The sequence below is a fragment of the Microbulbifer agarilyticus S89 genome (assembly GCF_000220505.1).
Lineage (GTDB): Bacteria > Pseudomonadota > Gammaproteobacteria > Pseudomonadales > Cellvibrionaceae > Microbulbifer > Microbulbifer agarilyticus_B.
On record NZ_AFPJ01000008.1, the window covers coordinates 88226 to 106617 of the forward strand.

Consider the following 18392-nt stretch of genomic DNA (forward strand, 5'->3'; position numbering starts at 1 on the left):
CCGCTTGTGAGAGATTATTGGGTATGAGCAAGCAAGTAGCCTGGCCGGACAGTGCACGGTTGGCACTGTCGATTGTCGTTAACGTTGAGGAAGGTTCAGAGAGCACGTTGCTCGATGGGGACCGGGGCCCGGAGCCCGTGGACGAGCTGGGGGTTGCCCCGCGCAAGCCCATTCGTGCCCACGCCAATGAAAGCAACTACGAGTACGGCATTCGCGAGGGTTGGCCGCGCATACAGGCACTGCTGGAGCGCTACCAGGTACCGGCAACTTTTTGTGCAGCGGCGGTGGCCCTTGAGCGGGCGCCAAAGATAGCCCAGTTTATTCGCGAAGGCGCGCACGAAGTCTGTAGTCACGGTTATCGCTGGCAGCATCAGTTTGCCATGGCCGAGGATGAGGAGAGAGCCTTTATCCGCAATGCCATTACCTCCATCTCCGAGACTACCGGACAGCGCCCCCGCGGTTGGCTGAGCCGCTACCTGCACACAGACAACACCCGTCGCCTGCTGCAGGAAGAGGGCTTCGATTACCACATGGACGACTATAGTGCAGACGCACCTTTCTGGGCGCCGGTGCAAGGCACTGACGACCCGATGTTGGTATTGCCCTATGCCATTGATTCCAACGACATGAAATTCTGGACGGCTCCGTCACTTACCCCGGATGCCTGGCTCGACTATGCCTGCCGCACGCTGGATACCTTGTTGCAGGAAGGTGCAGAGCAAACGCGCATGATGTCACTGGGGCTGCATTTGCGAATCATCGGGCGGCCCGGACGTATCGGTGCACTCGATGAGTTCCTGAAGTATGCCCGCGCCCAAGACGGCGTCTGGTTTGCGACCCGGGCGGAAATTGCCGATACCTTTGCCGCACAGGTGCCTGCCAATCAAATTCGCGAACCGCTGCGCGGCTGGGAGCGTTTCTAATGTTTGATGTTCGCAGCCTGCTGTTCGTACCGGGCAATCGTCCAGAGAGATTTGAAAAGGCTCTCGCCAGTTCGGCGGATGTCGTGTGCATCGATCTTGAAGATGCCGTACCGGTTGCAAACAAGGCGGATGCGCGCGCTGCCGTGTGTTCGTTCTTGGCCAGCTGTGACGCTGCGCGTTTGGCGCGTCTGTGCGTGCGTATTAATGCCGTGGCCACGGAAGCGGGCAGGGACGATCTGGTGGCCCTGTCTCAGGGCACACTACCTGCGCGCTTAATGCTGGCGAAGACGGAATCACAGAATGATATCCCTCAAGCCAACAGTGTACTTGCCGGCAAGGTACGTTGGATCGCATTGATAGAAAGCGCCTCCGGTCTGTTGTCGTTGGATGCGATTTGCCAGGCCCCCAACTTGGACGCGGTTATGTTTGGCGGTGCCGACTTCGCCGCGCAAATAGGTGCCGAATTTTCCTGGGAACCATTGCTGTGGGCGCGTTCGCAGATCGTGATGACTGCAGCCTTACACGGTTTACCAGTCATCGATGTTCCGTATTTAAATGTGGAGGATGCTGAGGGTTTGGAGCAGGAAACCCGCCGGGTTTCCGCATTAGGATTCTCCGCTAAAGCGGCAATCCATCCCGCACAGGTTGCTCCCATTCATCGGGCTTTTGCGCCCTCTGAGGAAGCGCTGGCAACTGCTCGAAAAATGCTAGATGCCTTTGAACAGGCGAATGCTGGCGCGGTCGTTGTCGATGGCCGCATGGTTGATCAACCCATCGTTGATAGTGCTCGTCGTTTGATCGCCCGATCAGGCGCGGATAAAGAATTAGTCTGAATCGCAGTAGGAAAATAGCTATGGCTGGAGAAGTAAAACAGGTCGGTGAAAATCGGTACCGGGAAACGTTTGGACGTTTCTTTGACGACTTTACCGTGGGTGATACCTATGAACACCGTCCAGGTCGCACCATCACCGAAACCGACAACACTTGGTTTACGCTGCTGACCATGAATACCCACCCAGCGCATTTCGATAAGGAATACGCCGCAGGTACCGAATTTGGCAAGCCGCTCGTCTGCAGCCCATTTACCGTGGCCCTGATGGTGGGCATGAGTGTGACGGACATTAGCCAAAAAGCCATTGCCAATCTCGGTTGGGACGATATCCGCATGTCAGCGCCACTGTTTGTTGGCGACACACTTTACGCTGAATCGGAAGTATTGGAAAAGCGCGCATCGAAGTCTCGCCCAACTCAGGGCATTGTCACCGTGCGAACCCGTGGTTTCAATCAAGACGGAACCGAGGTGTGTTCTTTTGTCCGCAAGGTGCTGGTATGGAAGCGCGGTGCGGAAATGGAAGACAAAGTAAATTACTGAGTGCGAATAGTTTCAGGAGACGGCGATGAGCTGGAGTGCAGAAGACGAGGCCGCGATCCTCGATACCATTGATAAATTTGTTGCCAATGATGTCGTACCCATTGCACGGGAAAAAGATCTGGCCGATGAGTATCCGCACGAATTGGTAGAGACCATGAAGGAGCTCGGCCTGTTTGGTGCCACCATTGGTGAAGAGTTCGGCGGACTTTCTTTGTCGGCATCGACCTACGCCCGCATCGTGCAGAAAATTTCCGCAGCCTGGATGGCGCCTGGCGGTATCTTTAATTCACATCTCATTATGGCTGCTGCAATCGAGCGTTTTGGCACCGAAGAGCAAAAACAGCAGTATTTGCCGCTGATGGCCGAGGGTACGTTGCGTGGCGGTATTGCACTTACTGAACCGAATGCCGGAACCGATTTGCAGTCCATTCGCTGTGTGGCGCGCCGCGGGGGTGACGAGTATGTGGTGAACGGCAGCAAAATGTGGATCACCAATGCTCTCAACGGTAACTGCCTTGCGCTCTTGGTAAAAACCGATCCTGACGCCGAGCCGCGTCACCGGGGCATGTCCATGCTGATCATCCGCACCAAGGATGATGAAGGTAATCTACTGCCGGGCATCACCATCAACAAAATCAAGAAGACCTGTTATCGCGCGATTGATACCGCCGAGGTTGTGTTCGAAGACTTTCGTGTGTCCATCGATCAGCTGGTGGGTGGTGAGGAAGGTCGCGGATTCCACATTGCCGTGGGCGGTCTTGAACTCGGGCGCATTAACGTTGCCGCCCGCGGAGCAGGTATTGCACAGGGCGCGCTGAAGCTGGCGCTGCGCTATGCCCAGGAGCGCGAAACCTTCGGCAAGCCAATCATTAAGCATCAGGCAATTCAGCTGAAGCTCGGCGAAATGGCGGCCAAGGTTGAGGCGGCCAAGCTGCTGGTAGACCAGGCAGCGCGCATGTATGACAGCGGCCAACGCTGCGACCTGGAAGCTGGTATGGCCAAGTATTTTGCCAGTGAAGCGGGTGTTTTCTGTTCTCAGGAAGCGATGCGGATTTTCGGCGGCTACGGCTTTTCTACCGAGTACGAGATAGAGCGCTATTACCGGGATGCCATGCTGATGTGTGTGGGCGAGGGTACCAACGAGATGCAGCGCATCATTATTGCCAAGCAACTGGCGGCGCGTGAGGCCATCTGATGGAAGCGACAGAACCCCTTGCTGGTATCCGTGTTATTGCTGTTGAGCAGTACGGGGCCGGTCCGTTCGGCTCAATGCAGTTGGCGGACATGGGGGCTGAAGTCATCAAGATTGAAAACCCCGCGACCGGTGGCGATATTGCGCGCAAGTCCGGTCCGTATTTTCTGGGTGACAACGACAGCGACTTCTTTCAGACCTTTAATCGCAGTAAGAAGAGCCTGACACTGGACCTGAAAAGTCCGCAGGGGCGCGAAATCTTCGAGCGTCTGGTGCGCAGTGCGGATGTAGTAATGAACAACCTCCGCGGGGATCAGCCCGCGAAGCTCGGGTTGGATTACGATCACTTGGGTGCGATTAAGCCAGAAATTATTTGTGGGCATTTATCGGCATATGGCCGAGATAATGACCGCGCCAACTGGCCGGGCTATGACTATCTGATGCAGGCGGAAGCCGGTTTTATGGACCTTACCGGTGAACCTGGAACGCCACCTGCGCGCTTTGGCCTGTCGATGGTCGACTTTATGAGTGGCGTGACACTGGCGATGGCGGTGTTGGGCGCCTTGGTGGGTACCTTGCGTGGCGGGAGGGGGCGCGATGTGGACGTCAACCTGTTTGATGTCGCGGTTACCCAACTCACGTACCCCGCTACCTGGTATTTGAACCGAGGCCATGAAACGGAGCGTGTCGCGCGCTCGGGTCACCCGTCCACGGTACCTTGCCAGATTTATCGCAGCGCCGATGGCTGGGTCTTCGTCATGGCGATGACGGAAAAGTTTTGGCAGATCCTGGCGGAAGGCTTGGACAGAGAAGATCTGCTGGCGGATGCCCGCTTTAGCTCACCGGCGGATCGCAGGCAGCATCGTGAGGCGCTATCCGAAATACTGGATGCCGAGTTTGCCAGACAGCCGAACGCCTACTGGATAGAACGTTTTGCCGGCAAGTTACCGATTGCACCGGTAAATACCTTTGCCCAGGCCATGGATAACTCATGGCTGCGACAAACCCAGATGCTGCAGCCAATGGGACATGTTGATAATAGTCAATTCAGAGTGCTGGCAAGCCCGTTAAAATTTGACGGAAACAGGCCCTCAGGTATCGGTTGCTCGGCACTAGGTGCAGACACCAAAGACCTTCTTGATGGACTTGGATACTCAGCGGAAGACGTCGAGCGATTGGCGGCGGATCGAGTTATCTGAGTAGGGCGCGCATCGGCTCTGACAAGAGATAGTCTTTCTATGAAGTTACAAGGTATCCGCGTCGTCGACCTTTCTCTCTTTCTACCGGGACCGCACCTCACCATGATTATGGCGGATCACGGAGCCGAAGTGATCAAGGTAGAGCCACCTAGTGGCGAGCCAACCCGCGACATTGGGCTGCGCAAAAATGGCGAAGCGGTCTGGTTCAGAAACACCCATCGTGGCAAGAAGAGCCTCTGCCTGAACCTGAAAGACCCGGAGCAAAAGGCGCAACTTCTTGCGCTCATCGATAGCGCCGATGTGTTTGTCGAAGGATTCCGTCCCGGGGCAATGGCTCGCTTGGGTCTGGACTACGAGACCCTCATTGCCCGCAATCCGCGGCTGGTCTATTGCTCGATTTCCGCCTTTGGCCAGACTGGGGAGAAGCGCCTAAAGCCTGCGCATGATCTCAGTATCCAGGCTGAATCCGGAACGGTGTTCCTCAATGAGGGGAGTAATGGTGAGCCATGTTCTCCCGCCATGCCTGTGGCCGATATTGCCGGGTCATTGATGGCGTTATCGGGCATACTGATGGCGTTAGTGCGCCGTAGCGAGACCGGGAAAGGCGACCATCTGGATATCTCCATGCAGGACAGCCTGATTGCATGGCTGCCCAATGCGGTGGGGCCTGTCTTCGCCGAAGGCCGATCTCCGGTAGTCAAAGATGAGCGTTCCTGGGGCGGGAATGCAATGTATCGAATATATCGCACCAGTGATGACCGCTATTTGACACTGGGCGGCAGCGAAGTGAAGTTTGCGGAAAACCTGTTTGCCAAATTAGGGCGTCCTGAGCTCGCTGAAATCTGCAAGCGCGCCCCCGGTGAGCAGAGTGAGGCGATTGCTTATCTACAAGCTGAGTTTGCCCGCCGTACCCTGGCCGAATGGGAAACCTGGTTTGACGGTCTGGATGTTTGCTGGTCGCCGGTACGTCAATTGCATGAAGCACTGGACGAGCCGCACTTGAAAAGCCGTGAAATGGTTTTTGAAGACGAGCAGGGAAACCGGCATCTTGGGGTGCCTATTAAGTTTCTCGAAGAGCCTGCAAAAGTAAATACGCGATTACCTGAGCTGGGTGAGCACAATAAAAGTTTGCTCAATGCAGGCCAGGAAGCCTGACAAAAAATGCGTGACAAAACGTAACCTTTATCAGAAAAATAAGTGATCTTTGACGAACAGCATTTCGTAAAAATGTCGAGATCAATAACACACTGAGGTGCTAATCATGTTGACGAACCTTTGGTACGTGGCGGAATGGTCCAAAACGGTAAAAGACAAACCTGTTCGAGTAAAAATGCTTGGCCAGAACTTTGTCCTTTTTCGTGACAAGTCCGGCAAGGTAAATTGCCTCAGCGATATTTGTATTCACCGGGGGGGTTCACTGTCGAAGGGTTGGACCACCAAACGTGATTGTGTTGCCTGCCCGTACCATGGCTGGGAGTTTGATGCCGAAGGTAAGGTGCAATTTATTCCATCCCGTGGCGAAGGCTCTGCAATCCCGGAACGCGCGCGTATCGACGCCTACCCCACAGAAGAACGTTACGGAATGATTTGGGTGTTTCTCGGTGATCTTCCAGAAGAAGAGCGCTATCCGATCCCAGACTTCCCTGAGTATGAAGACAAGGAAAACTGGCGACCGGTCGAAGTAGAGTACAACTGGGAAGGCTCCGTTGATCGGGTAGTCGAGAACGGTATTGATATTGCCCATACCGCATTCGTACACCCTGGATTCGGTTACCAGGAAATGGCCGACAAGAATGAAATTCTCAAGGTCAACCGCGGCGAGTATTGGGGTTCCTCCGACAATGTACTTTACCCACCGCAGTTGGAAGGCAACTTCGGCCTGAACAAGCTTTTCCGCGCGGATAAGGCAGCCACCTATGTAACCCCGGCGTTCTATCTGCCAGGGCACTGTGTCCGTCTGCACATCAAGGTTAACTCCTGGATGGAGATGGTCATCTTTGACGCGAATACGCCGATCGATGAAAACACTACGCGCTCATTCGCGGTACAGGTGCGTAACTTCTTCAAATGGTCCATCTTCGACAACGGTGCGAAAAAGCGTACCAAGCGGGTATTCGGTGAAGACGGCGATATTGTTTCGCAGCTTTCTCCCAACTATCTGCCAGAGTCGCTGGAGAACGAAGTCTCCGTGGAGCAGGACAAATTTATGGGCGCCTGGCGAATGATTCGCCGCAAGCATATCGAAGAGAAAGGCTGGAAAATCGATACCAAGGCGATGAAGCCGTACGAAGGAGAAAAGGTGTTTACCATTCCTTCACCGGCGCGCCGCCTGAACCCACACTTCAAGTGGGCTTTGGATACGGTGCCGCTGATTGCGCCGACTCGACGTGCTGCTGCGCCGGCTGGGGAGCCCGCGTCAACGGAACCGGTCTGATAAAACAAGGGCGACAACTCGCGTCGCCCAAGCTTAGGCAACACATTCAGAGCACAAAAGCTAGAAAACAAAAAAGCCGCGCATTTGCGCGGCTTTTTTTGTGCCTACGACAGCGGCTAGATCGTATCAAACCCGGAGTAGGGGAGTGTCTGGAGGGCACCTGTAGCCCATTAACGCGTCATTCAATCGCTTCTTTACGGTTAACGCGTGCGGACAACCCCATAGCGAAAAAAGGGAATAAAAGTACCAGTGTGGCCGCGGTAAACGGAAGCAAGCGCTCCGCCCAATCGCCGGTGGTATTCGGGAAAAATGAGAGAAGCACGGCGAGTATGAAGCCGGTGGTAATGGAACGCATCACGCTGGCAGGCGCGAGTTGCATCCCCGCTAGTCGAGCCAAAATGGTGGGGCCAAAGGCGGAGCCAATTGCGATCCATGCGAATAGCACGCGCTCGAAAATAGTGGCAGGTAAGAAGAGAGCGATCAGTACGGCGACGACGGTGACCGCCAGCATAGACAAGCGTGATACCAGTAGCGCCCGCTGTGGCATAAGTCGTTGCAAGCGGAGATCGTAGGAAATTGTTGAGGCTACTACGAGTAGCATGCTATCGGCAGTAGACATAATGGCGGACAGTACCGCGGCGAGTAGCACCGCGGCTACTAACGGATTCAGGAGTAAAGAGGAAAGTTCGAAGAACAGTGTTTCCGGGTCTAGCAGGTCGGGCAACAGTATCTTGCCCATAAGGCCCAGGCTGAACATGCTCAGAAATACGATGGAAAACCAGCCGATTGATATGACCCGCGCCTGCTTAAGTGCTTGTGCATCTCGCAGAGCCATAAAGCGGTGCAGGAGGTGGGGCTGCCCCAAGGTGCCGATGCCGATTGCCAGGCTACCGGCAATGAATCCTAGCGCGGAAAGCCCGACATTCTTTCCTGTCAGTGACCATGCTTCGCGGGTGAACAGGGTAGATTCACGGATCGCCTCCCAGCCGCCGATATGCATAAATGCAACGGTGGGCAGTAACACCGCCGCAAACAGCATCAGTCCGCCTTGCACGGTGTCGGTGATACTGGCCGCCCAGAAACCACCGAGGTAGGTGTAAATGGTGATGATTGCGGCACCGAGTATCAGGCTCTCGATAAGCGGCATGTCGAAAGCAGAAGAGAATGTGGTGGCAGCCCCTTGGAATTGCGCGGCGATGTAAACCACGAACGACAGCAAAATCACGATGGAAGCGACCAGTCGTACGCCCTGATGTGCATCCGATTTTTGCTGGCGTTGATCTTCTGCAAGGAAGCTGGTGAGGGTGATCTGGTCCTTGTCGCGGGTGTAGCGCATCAAGCGGGGCGCGATCCATATCCAACTAAAAATGCAGCCCAAAACAGCACCAGCGGCGATCCAGATCGCGGAAACACCCAGTACAAAGGCCACGCCACTCATCCCGAGCAATGTCCACGCCGAAGCGCTGCTGGCGCCGTAGCTGATGGCGGCAACAACCGGCCCAAGATTGCGCCCACCGAGGAAATAGTCCTTGGTATTGCTGGTGCGTTTCTGCGACCAGAAGCCGATTAATAGCAGTAGTACTTTGTAAATCACCAGAGTGTACAGGGCGACCGAAATATCCATGCAGGGCCTACGATGCGTTGGTTTTATTGGTATTGGATGAAGTGAATATCTCAGGTTTCCACGCCGATTACATGCCCCCGCGTGTGAGATATGGAGGGAAATTGCGATTTATCAAAAATAGCTATATCAAAATATTTTGATGTAGATCTGTGTGGGTAGACTGGGTGTATGGCGTCTTCACCGCTGGTTGTCGGCGCCCGCACTAAAGCAATTAATAAGGTAGATGCACCTATGTCTGAATATTCCGTTTTTACCTCGGAGTCTGTTTCCGAGGGTCACCCGGACAAAATGGCCGATCAAATTTCCGATGCCGTACTGGATGCAATTATTGCGCGGGATCCGGACGCCCGTGTGGCGGTTGAATCCGTAGTGAAAACCGGACTTGCCATGTTGGTAGGCGAGGTGACCACCAGCTGCTATGTCGACCTGGAAGACGTGGTGCGGGATGTGATTACGGGCATCGGCTACAACAGCTCCGATGTGGGCTATGACGGTTCAACCTGTGCAGTGATCAATGCCATTGGCAAACAGTCCGTCGATATTAACCAGGGTGTTGACCGTGCGAAGCCGGAAGATCAGGGCGCTGGCGACCAGGGTTTGATGTTTGGCTATGCCACTAACGAAACCCCGACCCTGATGCCCGCACCGGTGTATTACTCTCACCGCCTGGTGGAGCGTCAGTCTTACCTGAGAAAGAAAAACATCCTACCGTGGTTGCGTCCTGATGCGAAAAGTCAGGTGACTTTCCGCTACGGCGAAGACGGCAAGCCGGAAGCGATTGATGCGGTAGTACTGTCTACTCAACATTCGCCAGACATTTCTCAAGAAGAACTCAAGGCTGCGGTGATGGAAAACATCATCCTTGAGGTACTGCCGAGCGAGCTCCTGCATGAAGGTACCCAGTACCACATCAACCCAACCGGTAATTTTGTGATTGGTGGTCCGGTAGGTGATGCAGGTGTTACCGGTCGTAAAATTATTGTAGACACCTACGGTGGTATGGCGCGTCACGGCGGCGGCGCCTTTTCTGGCAAAGATCCATCAAAAGTAGACCGTTCTGCTGCCTATGCTGGCCGTTACGTTGCCAAGAACGTCGTCGCTGCCGGCCTCGCCGATCGCTGTGAAGTACAGGTTTCTTATGCGATTGGTGTTGCCGAGCCCACTTCAGTATCGGTTAACACATTTGGCACCGGCAAAGTTTCTGATGCGCATTTGATCCAGGCAATTCGCGATGTGTTCGACCTGCGTCCATATGCCATTACCCGCGTGCTGGACCTGCAGCATCCGATGTATCAGCTGACGGCTTCATACGGCCACTTTGGTCGCGAGCCGTTTGAGCACACCTACACCTGGAAAGAGGGTGGCGAGGAGAAATCGGCAACCTTTACCGCTTTCAGCTGGGAAAAGACCGACAAGGTAGAAGCCCTGCAGCGTGCGGTAGCCGAATAACTGAGTTTCTCCGGCACGATGCGTGCCGGGGTTTTCATCTCGTTGAGTATTATTCAAGTCGGTTGGATGAGGTATGCGATTTACCTTTAGCGACCAGCGAATGTGGAAATAAAAATGACAAATTTTACAGACTACAAAGTTGCCGATATCAAGTTGGCGGAGTGGGGACGCAAGGAAATTGCGATCGCAGAAGGGGAGATGCCCGCGTTAATGGCGTTGCGCCGCAAGTACAAGCAGTCGCAGCCGCTGGCAGGCGCCAAGATCATGGGTTGTATCCACATGACCATCCAGACTGCGGTACTGATTGAAACTCTGGTGGAGCTGGGTGCCGAAGTGCGCTGGTCTTCCTGCAATATCTTCTCTACTCAGGATCACGCTGCCGCAGCAATCGCTGCTGCCGGTATTCCCGTATTTGCCTGGAAGGGTGAAACCGAAGACGAATTTTGGTGGTGTATCGAGCAAACCGTACTGGCCGAGAAAGATGGCAGTGATGTTTGGGATGCCAATATGATTCTGGATGATGGTGGCGACCTGACTCAGCTGTGCCATGAAAAGTACCCGGGGTTGCTGGATCGCATCCACGGTATCAGTGAAGAGACCACTACCGGGGTTCATCGTCTGGTTGAGATGCTGTACAAAGGCGAGCTGAAGGTGCCGGCGATCAACGTAAACGATGCGGTAACCAAGTCCAAAAACGACAACAAGTACGGGTGTCGTCACTCTCTGAACGATGCGATCAAGCGCGGTACCGACCACCTGTTGTCCGGCAAGAAAGCGCTGGTTATTGGCTACGGTGATGTGGGTAAAGGATCTGCCGCGTCCTTGCGCCAAGAGGGCATGATCGTAAAGGTGACCGAGATCGACCCGATCTGCGCGATGCAGGCCTGTATGGACGGCTTTGAGGTGGTATCCGCCTACAAAGATGGCGTGAACACCGGCGAAATCGCCGATATTGATACCGCGGTACTCGGCACCACAGATCTGTTGGTTACCACTACCGGCAACGTTAACGTGTGTGACGCAGCCATGCTGCAGACTCTGAAAAATGGCGCAGTGGTTTGTAACATCGGTCACTTCGACAGTGAGATCGACACGGCTTTCATGCGCGAGCACTACGAGTGGGAAGAAGTAAAACCGCAGGTGCACAAGATCTACCGTGATCGCACAAATAATGATCACCTGATCCTGCTGTCCGAAGGTCGTCTGGTAAACCTGGGCAACGCGACTGGTCACCCTTCACGCATTATGGATGGGTCCTTTGCTAACCAGGTTCTGGCCCAAATCTACCTGTGGGAGCGCAAGTTTGCCGATCTTCCGCAAGCGGAGAAAACTGCGCAGCTGTACGTGAAGGTGCTGCCCAAGAAATTGGATGAAGAGGTAGCAAAAGACATGGTGGAAGGCTTTGGCGGTGTGGTCACCCGCTTGACCAATACCCAAGCCGAGTACATCAACGTGGATGTTGAGGGGCCTTATAAGCCGGACAGCTACAAATACTGAGGTGATATTCGTTCTGTGGCGCCAAAACCCCCGTTGTGCTTGTCGCAGCGGGGGTTTAGTTTTATTGATTGGTGTATTTGGCCGCCATCTCCAGCGGGATAGGGGACCCGTTTTGGTGCCCGGGAGTAAATTTGGGGCCGGTTCAGCCCAATGATTGGGCGGAATCTTGCAGCACAACAAATGGCAGTTATTGGACAAGCTGCAAAATTGACTTTTCTCAATTAAATCCTGCCTTCAGGGTAAAAGTTATATTGATAGTACATTTACTGCTTGGTACTGTGTTCGTGATGTAAATAAAAGCCGATTACGGGTTACGTCAGCAAAGGGACTTTGGATCACTCCAGTCCAGCATTTACCCTTGAAGTTGTTGCAGACCACTCAGGCATTAATAAAAAATCATAACTGAGCCTCGGAGGGACCAATGTCCAAATTCAAGCAGCAGCCGCTCTACATTGCGGTAGTGGCCGGAAGCCTCGCATCAACCGCAATGGCGGCTACTGATGAAGCGGTCAAACCAGACGGTGACATCAATCGAGGACAGCCGGTATTAGAAGAAGTCACGGTTACCGCCCGTAACCGGACTGAAAGCCTGCAGGAAATCCCCGTAGCCATCAATGCCTTCTCAGCGAAAGACATTGAGCGTTCTGCCATGCAAGATCTGCGTGACGTGGTGCGCAGCTCCCCAGGGCTGGTGTACGACTCTTCTGGCACTATCGCGACTGGTGCCATTACGATCCGGGGCATGAGTCAGCCTGGCCTTATTGGTGACGACACCAACGTGGCGATGTTTGTAGATGGCGTGTACGTCTCCGGCCGCGCCTCTACGTTCATGCCGATGATGGGTTTGGAGCGTGTTGAGGTGGTGCGTGGCCCACAGTCAGCGATCTATGGCCGCAACGCTTTCTCCGGCGCTATGAATTACATCACCGCCAAGCCTTCGGAAGAATTTGAGGCGAAAATCGAAGCGACCACCGGTGCGGAAGGGCAGTCCGGTGTCGAGGCCCGAATCGCCAGTGCCATTGGCGATAAATTGGCGGTCAGCCTGGATGTGGTGGACTCCGAGTCCGGCTCTACCTTCAAGCAGGGTGATACCTATTTGGGCGGCATCGATAACGAAGCCCAGCGACTGCGCGTCCTCTACACCCCAACCGATACGCTCGAATTTGATCTCTCCGTCGCCCATGTGGATGTGCACGAGCACCATAACGCTGGCTACGAGGCCACTCCCAATGCCGAGCACGCCGTGGAGATCAATACTATGGCGACAGGCGGTGCGCCTTTCCTGATCCCGGGTGTGCACTATACCCCCGGTATCAATGCGCTGACGCCTGCTGGCATGGCGGCGGTAACTGGTGCGCCGAGTGCTTACTATGGCGAAGCCAAGGCGGCCGATCCTGACGGTTTCGCTGGCAATGCCTTCGGTGTTACCAATGAATCCGATTTGTACAGTCTGCGTGTGAACTGGGATATTGCCGACGTTACCCTGACATCCATCACCGCGGCATCGGACACCGTGACCCGCTCCCTGCAAGGCTATGCCAACGCGTATATGGCGCCTACCATGGTATTTGCCCCGGTAATTCCGGTAAGCAACGGTTTTTCCCCGGTAACGCCCACTGAAGACATGCCCAACCATGTTGCCACCATTAATCTCGGTGGCACCAACGCGTATCTGCTGAATGTGCTTGCCTACAACTACGGTGGTCAGCCCAATGATGACCGCACCGCGTTCAGCCAGGAGTTCCGTATTCAGTCGAATGACACTGGCCCGCTGCAGTGGAGCGCAGGCTTACTGTATTCAGAAGTGGAGCTTGATCAGTGGTTGACCTCCAGCGCACTGCCGGCGAGCGGCAGCCCGTTTGGCGATGAGATCAACTCCGCCTCCATTGCATCTTCCATCCTGGCGGTGGACGAAAACGGCAATGCAACCAAGATTACCCAGACCAACCACAGCACTGAAATGACCTCCGCATTCGCGGCACTCGCGTATGACGTGACCGACAAGCTGAACGTCGGCGTGGAAGCGCGTTATACCCGTGAAGACAAGGTTGCGGATAATGTTCTGCACTTCACCGGTGCCCAGGGTGAGGTTCAGGGTGATTGGGATTGGGTGTCGCCGCGTCTGATTGCGACGTACACCTACGATGAATACACCAACTTCTACCTGAATATCGCCCGGGGTACCAAGTCCGGCGGTATCAATGGTGGTACACCGGTAGAGTCCGAGCTGCTCTACGACCCGGAAACCAACCTCACCTTCGAACTGGGCGCTAAGCGTACTGTTCTGGATGGCCGCGGTTACATGAATATCGCTGCCTACCATATCGATTGGGATGACCAGCATATTCGCCAATTCTCCCAGTTCAGTAACGGTGCCACTATTCCTGCGGCGATTACTACGAACCTGGGTGCGGTAGAAATCCGTGGTATCGAGATTGAGACCGCCTTCCAGATCAGCGATAACTGGGCCTTCCACTCAGCCTACACCTTCAACGATGCGGAGGTGGTGAAGGGTGTGCAAAGTGTGACCTTTGGCTACGTGGACTACGAAGCGATGGGGCTTGATGCAACCAACTACCCCTTCTGCCTGCCGGTGCTGGGTGGCGGCTGTGAAGTGATGAGTAACCTGATGGTCTCCGATGGTGATCTGTCCGGCAAGACGATGATCAATAACTCTCGGAACACCTTCAATGCAGGCGTACGCTACTCGCGCGACATGGCCAATGGTGCCGAGTTCTACATGGACCTGAGCTCCGTGTGGAAGGACAAGCGTTACATCAACACCGTGAACACCCTGTGGATTGACGATCACTGGGATACCAACCTGGTAACCGGTATCGAGGGTGACAACTGGTATGGCCAGCTCAGCGTGAAAAACCTGATGGACGATGACACACCCTCCAGTGCCTACCGTCCGTTTATCTGGACCCAGAATCAGGCCCCGTCCATCGTTAACCGTATGGGCCGTTTGAGCAGCCTGACAGTAGGGTACCGCTTCTAATCATTCTCGCCTTATTGAGTGTGACTTTGCCCGCTTCGGCGGGCATTTTTGTGCCCGAATATTTTCCACGCCCTCCCAGCTAGTCTTTTTTATGCACCGTAGAAAGAGAACCTTGAGAGGGCTCTGAGAGAATTAAAAGACGCCTAAATGGAAGTGAAGCGGGTTGAAGCGGGTTAAAGCGGGTTAAAGCGGGTTAAAGCGGGTTGAAGGTGAGTGAGGGGGAGATGAAGGGGGCGAAGGACGAGGTAAGAGGGGTAACCTGATCGCTCAGGAATACCCCTTGTGTAGACTTGCCGTTAGACCGCAACCGGCTCCAGCAAAATCTCCTGGTGTTGTTCCGCGTTTAGACGAGGGCCGAACTGCGATACCACGGTGCCCGCGGCGCGATTGGCCAGCGTTGCTGCATCGGTGAAGTCGTGTCCATGGGTGATCGCGTAGAGAAACGCTCCCGCAAACATGTCTCCGGCGCCATTGGTATCGACCGCTTTCACCGGGCTGGAGGCAACTTTTACCGCTTCGTTGCCATCAAACACGAGCGCGCCCTCGGCGCCCAAGGTAATGGCAAAGCAATTGGCATATTGCTTGAGCTGTTTCGCCGCTGCGTCTAGAGAGTCCGCCTTGGTAAAGGCGGCGGCTTCGTCTTGGTTACAGAAGAGCAGGTCGACGCCCTCACCAATCATTTCAAGCAGTCCTTCATGGAAGTACTGCACGATACCCGGGTCGGACAGGCTGATGGCCACTTTAGTGCCGTTGGCTTTCGCGATTCGGCTAGCCTCGATGGCTGCAGCGCGCCCGGTTGGGGAGGTCACCAGGTAACCCTCCAGGTAGAGGTAATCTGCAGCTGCAATCGCCTCTGGGTGCAATTCTACGGAAGAAAGCGTCTCACTGATACCCAGGTAGGTCACCATGGTGCGTTCCGCATCCGGGGTAATCATTACCAGGCATTTCCCGGTGTCGCCGGACTCCCGCTGGAGGGTGCGGTGATAGTCGACACCGGCAGAGTCCAGGTCGTTGAGATAGAAATCGCCATTGTCGTCGGCCGCAACTTTGCAGCTGTAAAAGGTGTTGCTGCCAAAGTAGCTGGCGGCGATCACGGTATTTGCTGCGGAGCCGCCACTGGCGCGCTTCGCGGCGATCAAGTGATCTTCCAACTGGCCGAGCAGTTGCTGTTGCTGTTCGCGATCTGCCAGTGTCATCAGGCCTTTCTCAAGCTTGAGCGTCTGCAGATCTTGATCGGATACTTCAATTTCCGTATCGACCAGGGCTGCGCCCAGTCCATACACATGATACTTATTCATCATCTTTACTCATCATACTTACCCATTTATTTCTCTCTTCTACTGTGCGTAGCGTTCGCACGGCAGGGTGGTTTTCGGTTACGAGCTTGATGTAGCAGTGCCCGGCGAAGCGCTCGGGAACATCCAGTGGTGTTTCGATGGCTGGTAACAACCAAGAGTTTTCGTCGCACACCATTGGGCTGCACAGCCACTCGGGGCCGCTGGATTGAATGGCAGACTTTACATTGGGTAATTCGACGGCCCCAAGCAGGGTAGTCTGCAGCTCTGCCAGCGGTAACGCTGGCTTCTCCCGCGGAAGGTCATAAGCGGCTGCCAGGGCCACCCCTGACTTAAATTTTACCCAAAGCTCGCCATTAGGGTGACCGTCATTACCGAGGCATTCCAACGCATGGATTTCAATCACGCCGTCGTTGAAAGACGGTTTAGATAGAATAAACGCGGTGTAGCTTTCCGGGGTGTGCTGAGGAATAGGGAGTTGCTGTTGAAAGCAATTATTCAGGTTGTCTAATACTGCAGGATCAGCTGCATCTCTGTAGCAGTGAACCCGGATGCTCTCCATCACCTCCGGGTCCACTGATATAGCAGGGTTCAGTTGCAGCTGCAGTTGCCGAACCAGCTCCTCAAGGGTATTTCGGGTTCCCACAATTCCTCCAATATCAACCAAACTGGTTTCGGAGGGAGCTTGCAGCAAGACACATGGATTGGATTTTGCGGAAGGCATAGTCGCGCTCGAGGAACCACATACCGCAATCCGGTGCCAGGCTGATACGCTCTTTCGGGATGACTTCCATCGCATCAATGATCATCTTGCGGATGGATTCCACTTCCTCCACCTGGCCTTGTGGGTCCAGATTAAGAACACCGATGGCAACCAACTTGTTACCAACAGACTGCAGGAAGTCTGGGGTATGGCCGGGTTGTGCATATTCTGTATGGACGGCATCGATGTCGGACTCGGCAACCAGCGATACCGCTTTCGGATAAATAGGGCTGGGTTCTTTGAGTGCGATATTCTTTGAGTAGCCGTAGCAAACGTGCACAGAGGTGAGACAGTCTACGCCGCGAACCATGCGGTTGATGGCTTCAACGGCAAAGTCCTGGCACTGGCTGTAACGGAAGTGCACCTCCGGCTCGTCGATCTGGATCAGGTCTACACCGGCCGCGGCCAGTGCCTTCAGTTCCTGATTCAGCGCATCGGCAATCGCAAAGCACAAAGCCGCCTGATCTGGGTACACGCCTGCATCTACCAGTCGGTAGGAGAGGGTAACAGGACCAATCACGGTGATTTTGCTGCGGTTTGCGGCATAGCGCTTCAGGAATGGAATGTCGCTGACAACCATCGGGCCAGGCCACTGGATTTTCTCCCGCACTGCGGGGAACAAAACCTTGTGGGTCTGCTTTGGTGCTTCTTCTTTTTTCAGATCGGCACCGACATTGGTGGCCTTCTGCTTCATTTTCAGATATTCGGTAATATCATTGTGGAAGTTGGTAAATTCTTCCGGGTTTTCCTGGTCGATACCTTTCAGGCCGTAGAAGTGGCCGCTGAAGGTTTGTCGGCGTACTTCACCGTCGGTGGCGAATGTCATGCCGGCCATGTTTTGATCGTAGACGGCCAGGCGCACAGCATCATCGATTGCTTCAGGAAGTAGATCTTGTTCTACGTTCCACCAGGTGCCTTCTTTCTGGTAAACCTTGTTATGGTCTGCGAGCCAGCGGGGTTTTACATAGCTGCCCACGAGCTGCGTTGGAAACAGGTCTGTCTTCCACATATCTCAATACCTCAACCGAACGTGACTGTTTTCAGTCACGTTTGTGATTATTCGTTGTTATTTCTTACGCGGTCTTAACGGTAAATGGAGCGAACCTGGTGGATCTGCTCCATCACCTTGGTGCCAGGATTTCAGTCTGCGCTGTTAACGAAGCGGTCGTGCTCCGAAATGGTGGGTAGCTCGCTTGCCGCAACGCCTTGCCATTTGTCGCCTTCTTCCGGAAGCATCACCGGGATACCTTCAACCATCGGATACTGGCGGCCACAGTCGCCGCAGCACAGCCAATCACTTTTCACTTCAGACAGGAGGCCCTTGTTTTCAGCGGTACAGTGAGGGCAGCGGAGAATGTCCAGGTAATCTTGAATGTTCATTATGTCTCTCCCGTTTTTGGGTATTACTTATTCGGTGTTATTTGGTAGTTGGTTGTAAGTCGGCCGTAATCGGAGCATCAGGTTCTTGTTCTGCTGCTTCGTTGAGGCCTTCGATGGTGACATTGCGTACAACCAGGTAGCTAAAGACAACCATCAGTGCCTGCAAGACAAAGATGAGAGCGAAAGCAATATTGGCGGTCAGTACTTGGCTTTCTACCAGCAGGGAATACAGGCAGCCACTGACGGTAAAGGAAAGGAACAAA

At 54.4% G+C, this 18392-nt stretch carries 16 protein-coding genes; 10 read left to right on the forward strand and 6 right to left on the reverse strand.

From position 1 onward, the window contains the following. Positions 1-23 precede the first annotated feature (23 nt). The 7 genes from AS89_RS0102445 to AS89_RS0102475 all read left to right on the forward strand — a co-directional run bounded on the left by AS89_RS0102445 (position 24) and on the right by AS89_RS0102475 (position 7120). Entirely contained in the window at positions 24-923 is a 900-nt protein-coding gene (locus AS89_RS0102445; RefSeq protein ID WP_010130713.1) for a polysaccharide deacetylase family protein, read from the forward strand. After that, positions 923-1756, forward strand: a complete 834-nt coding sequence (locus AS89_RS0102450; RefSeq protein ID WP_010130714.1) for an HpcH/HpaI aldolase/citrate lyase family protein — start codon at positions 923-925, stop codon at positions 1754-1756. Before AS89_RS0102445 ends, AS89_RS0102450 begins: the two co-directional genes overlap by 1 nt. Before the next feature lie 20 nt (positions 1757-1776). Beyond that, positions 1777-2295, forward strand: a complete 519-nt coding sequence (locus AS89_RS0102455; protein ID WP_010130715.1) for a MaoC family dehydratase — start codon at positions 1777-1779, stop codon at positions 2293-2295. 25 nt (positions 2296-2320) lie between these two features. Continuing rightward, on the forward strand, positions 2321-3490 hold the full coding sequence (locus AS89_RS0102460) for an acyl-CoA dehydrogenase family protein (RefSeq protein WP_010130716.1): 1170 nt from the start codon (positions 2321-2323) through the stop codon (positions 3488-3490). Then, entirely contained in the window at positions 3490-4686 is a 1197-nt protein-coding gene (locus tag AS89_RS0102465) for a CaiB/BaiF CoA transferase family protein (protein WP_010130718.1), read from the forward strand. Before AS89_RS0102460 ends, AS89_RS0102465 begins: the two co-directional genes overlap by 1 nt. Positions 4687-4725: 39 nt before the next feature. Beyond that, positions 4726-5841, forward strand: a complete 1116-nt coding sequence (locus tag AS89_RS0102470) for a CaiB/BaiF CoA transferase family protein (protein WP_029249729.1) — start codon at positions 4726-4728, stop codon at positions 5839-5841. A 106-nt stretch (positions 5842-5947) separates the two neighbouring features. Beyond that, the gene (locus tag AS89_RS0102475; RefSeq protein ID WP_010130722.1) at positions 5948-7120 is read left to right on the forward strand and encodes an aromatic ring-hydroxylating dioxygenase subunit alpha; all 1173 of its coding nucleotides are present in this window, start codon (positions 5948-5950) and stop codon (positions 7118-7120) included. Positions 7121-7298: 178 nt separating this feature from the next. Here AS89_RS0102475 and AS89_RS0102480 read toward each other — a convergent pair whose 3' ends face one another. Beyond that, on the reverse strand, positions 7299-8744 hold the full coding sequence (locus AS89_RS0102480; protein WP_010130723.1) for a sodium/proline symporter: 1446 nt from the start codon (positions 8742-8744) through the stop codon (positions 7299-7301). Positions 8745-8975: 231 nt separating this feature from the next. Between AS89_RS0102480 and metK the strand changes: the two genes are divergently transcribed. The 3 genes from metK (at position 8976) to AS89_RS0102495 (ending at position 14691) form a co-directional block, all read left to right on the forward strand. Continuing rightward, complete coding sequence (gene metK / locus AS89_RS0102485) at positions 8976-10193, forward strand: methionine adenosyltransferase (RefSeq protein WP_010130725.1); 1218 nt, start codon at positions 8976-8978, stop codon at positions 10191-10193. Between the two features lie 114 nt (positions 10194-10307). Next, positions 10308-11690: an adenosylhomocysteinase gene (ahcY, locus tag AS89_RS0102490; RefSeq protein WP_010130726.1), complete on the forward strand. Its 1383-nt coding sequence runs from the start codon at positions 10308-10310 to the stop codon at positions 11688-11690. Positions 11691-12111: 421 nt separating this feature from the next. Then, positions 12112-14691: a TonB-dependent receptor gene (locus AS89_RS0102495; protein WP_010130727.1), complete on the forward strand. Its 2580-nt coding sequence runs from the start codon at positions 12112-12114 to the stop codon at positions 14689-14691. Between the two features lie 296 nt (positions 14692-14987). Here AS89_RS0102495 and AS89_RS0102500 read toward each other — a convergent pair whose 3' ends face one another. The 5 genes from AS89_RS0102500 to AS89_RS18745 all read right to left on the reverse strand — a co-directional run. Further along, positions 14988-15989 carry an adenosine kinase gene (locus AS89_RS0102500; RefSeq protein ID WP_010130728.1) on the reverse strand — a complete coding sequence of 334 codons (1002 nt, stop codon included), beginning with the start codon at positions 15987-15989 and terminating at the stop codon, positions 14988-14990. Beyond that, entirely contained in the window at positions 15982-16653 is a 672-nt protein-coding gene (locus tag AS89_RS0102505; protein WP_158217335.1) for a hypothetical protein, read from the reverse strand. The genes AS89_RS0102500 and AS89_RS0102505 overlap by 8 nt, the downstream gene beginning before the upstream one ends. Beyond that, a complete protein-coding gene (locus tag AS89_RS0102510) occupies positions 16646-17758 on the reverse strand; it encodes a cobalamin-independent methionine synthase II family protein (protein ID WP_010130730.1) in 1113 nt (370 codons plus the stop codon). The genes AS89_RS0102505 and AS89_RS0102510 overlap by 8 nt, the downstream gene beginning before the upstream one ends. Positions 17759-17889: 131 nt before the next feature. Then, entirely contained in the window at positions 17890-18129 is a 240-nt protein-coding gene (locus AS89_RS16730; RefSeq protein WP_010130731.1) for a Trm112 family protein, read from the reverse strand. Positions 18130-18166: 37 nt separating this feature from the next. Next, on the reverse strand, positions 18167-18392 hold a 226-nt coding region (locus AS89_RS18745; RefSeq protein ID WP_029249731.1), incomplete at its 5' end, for a hypothetical protein.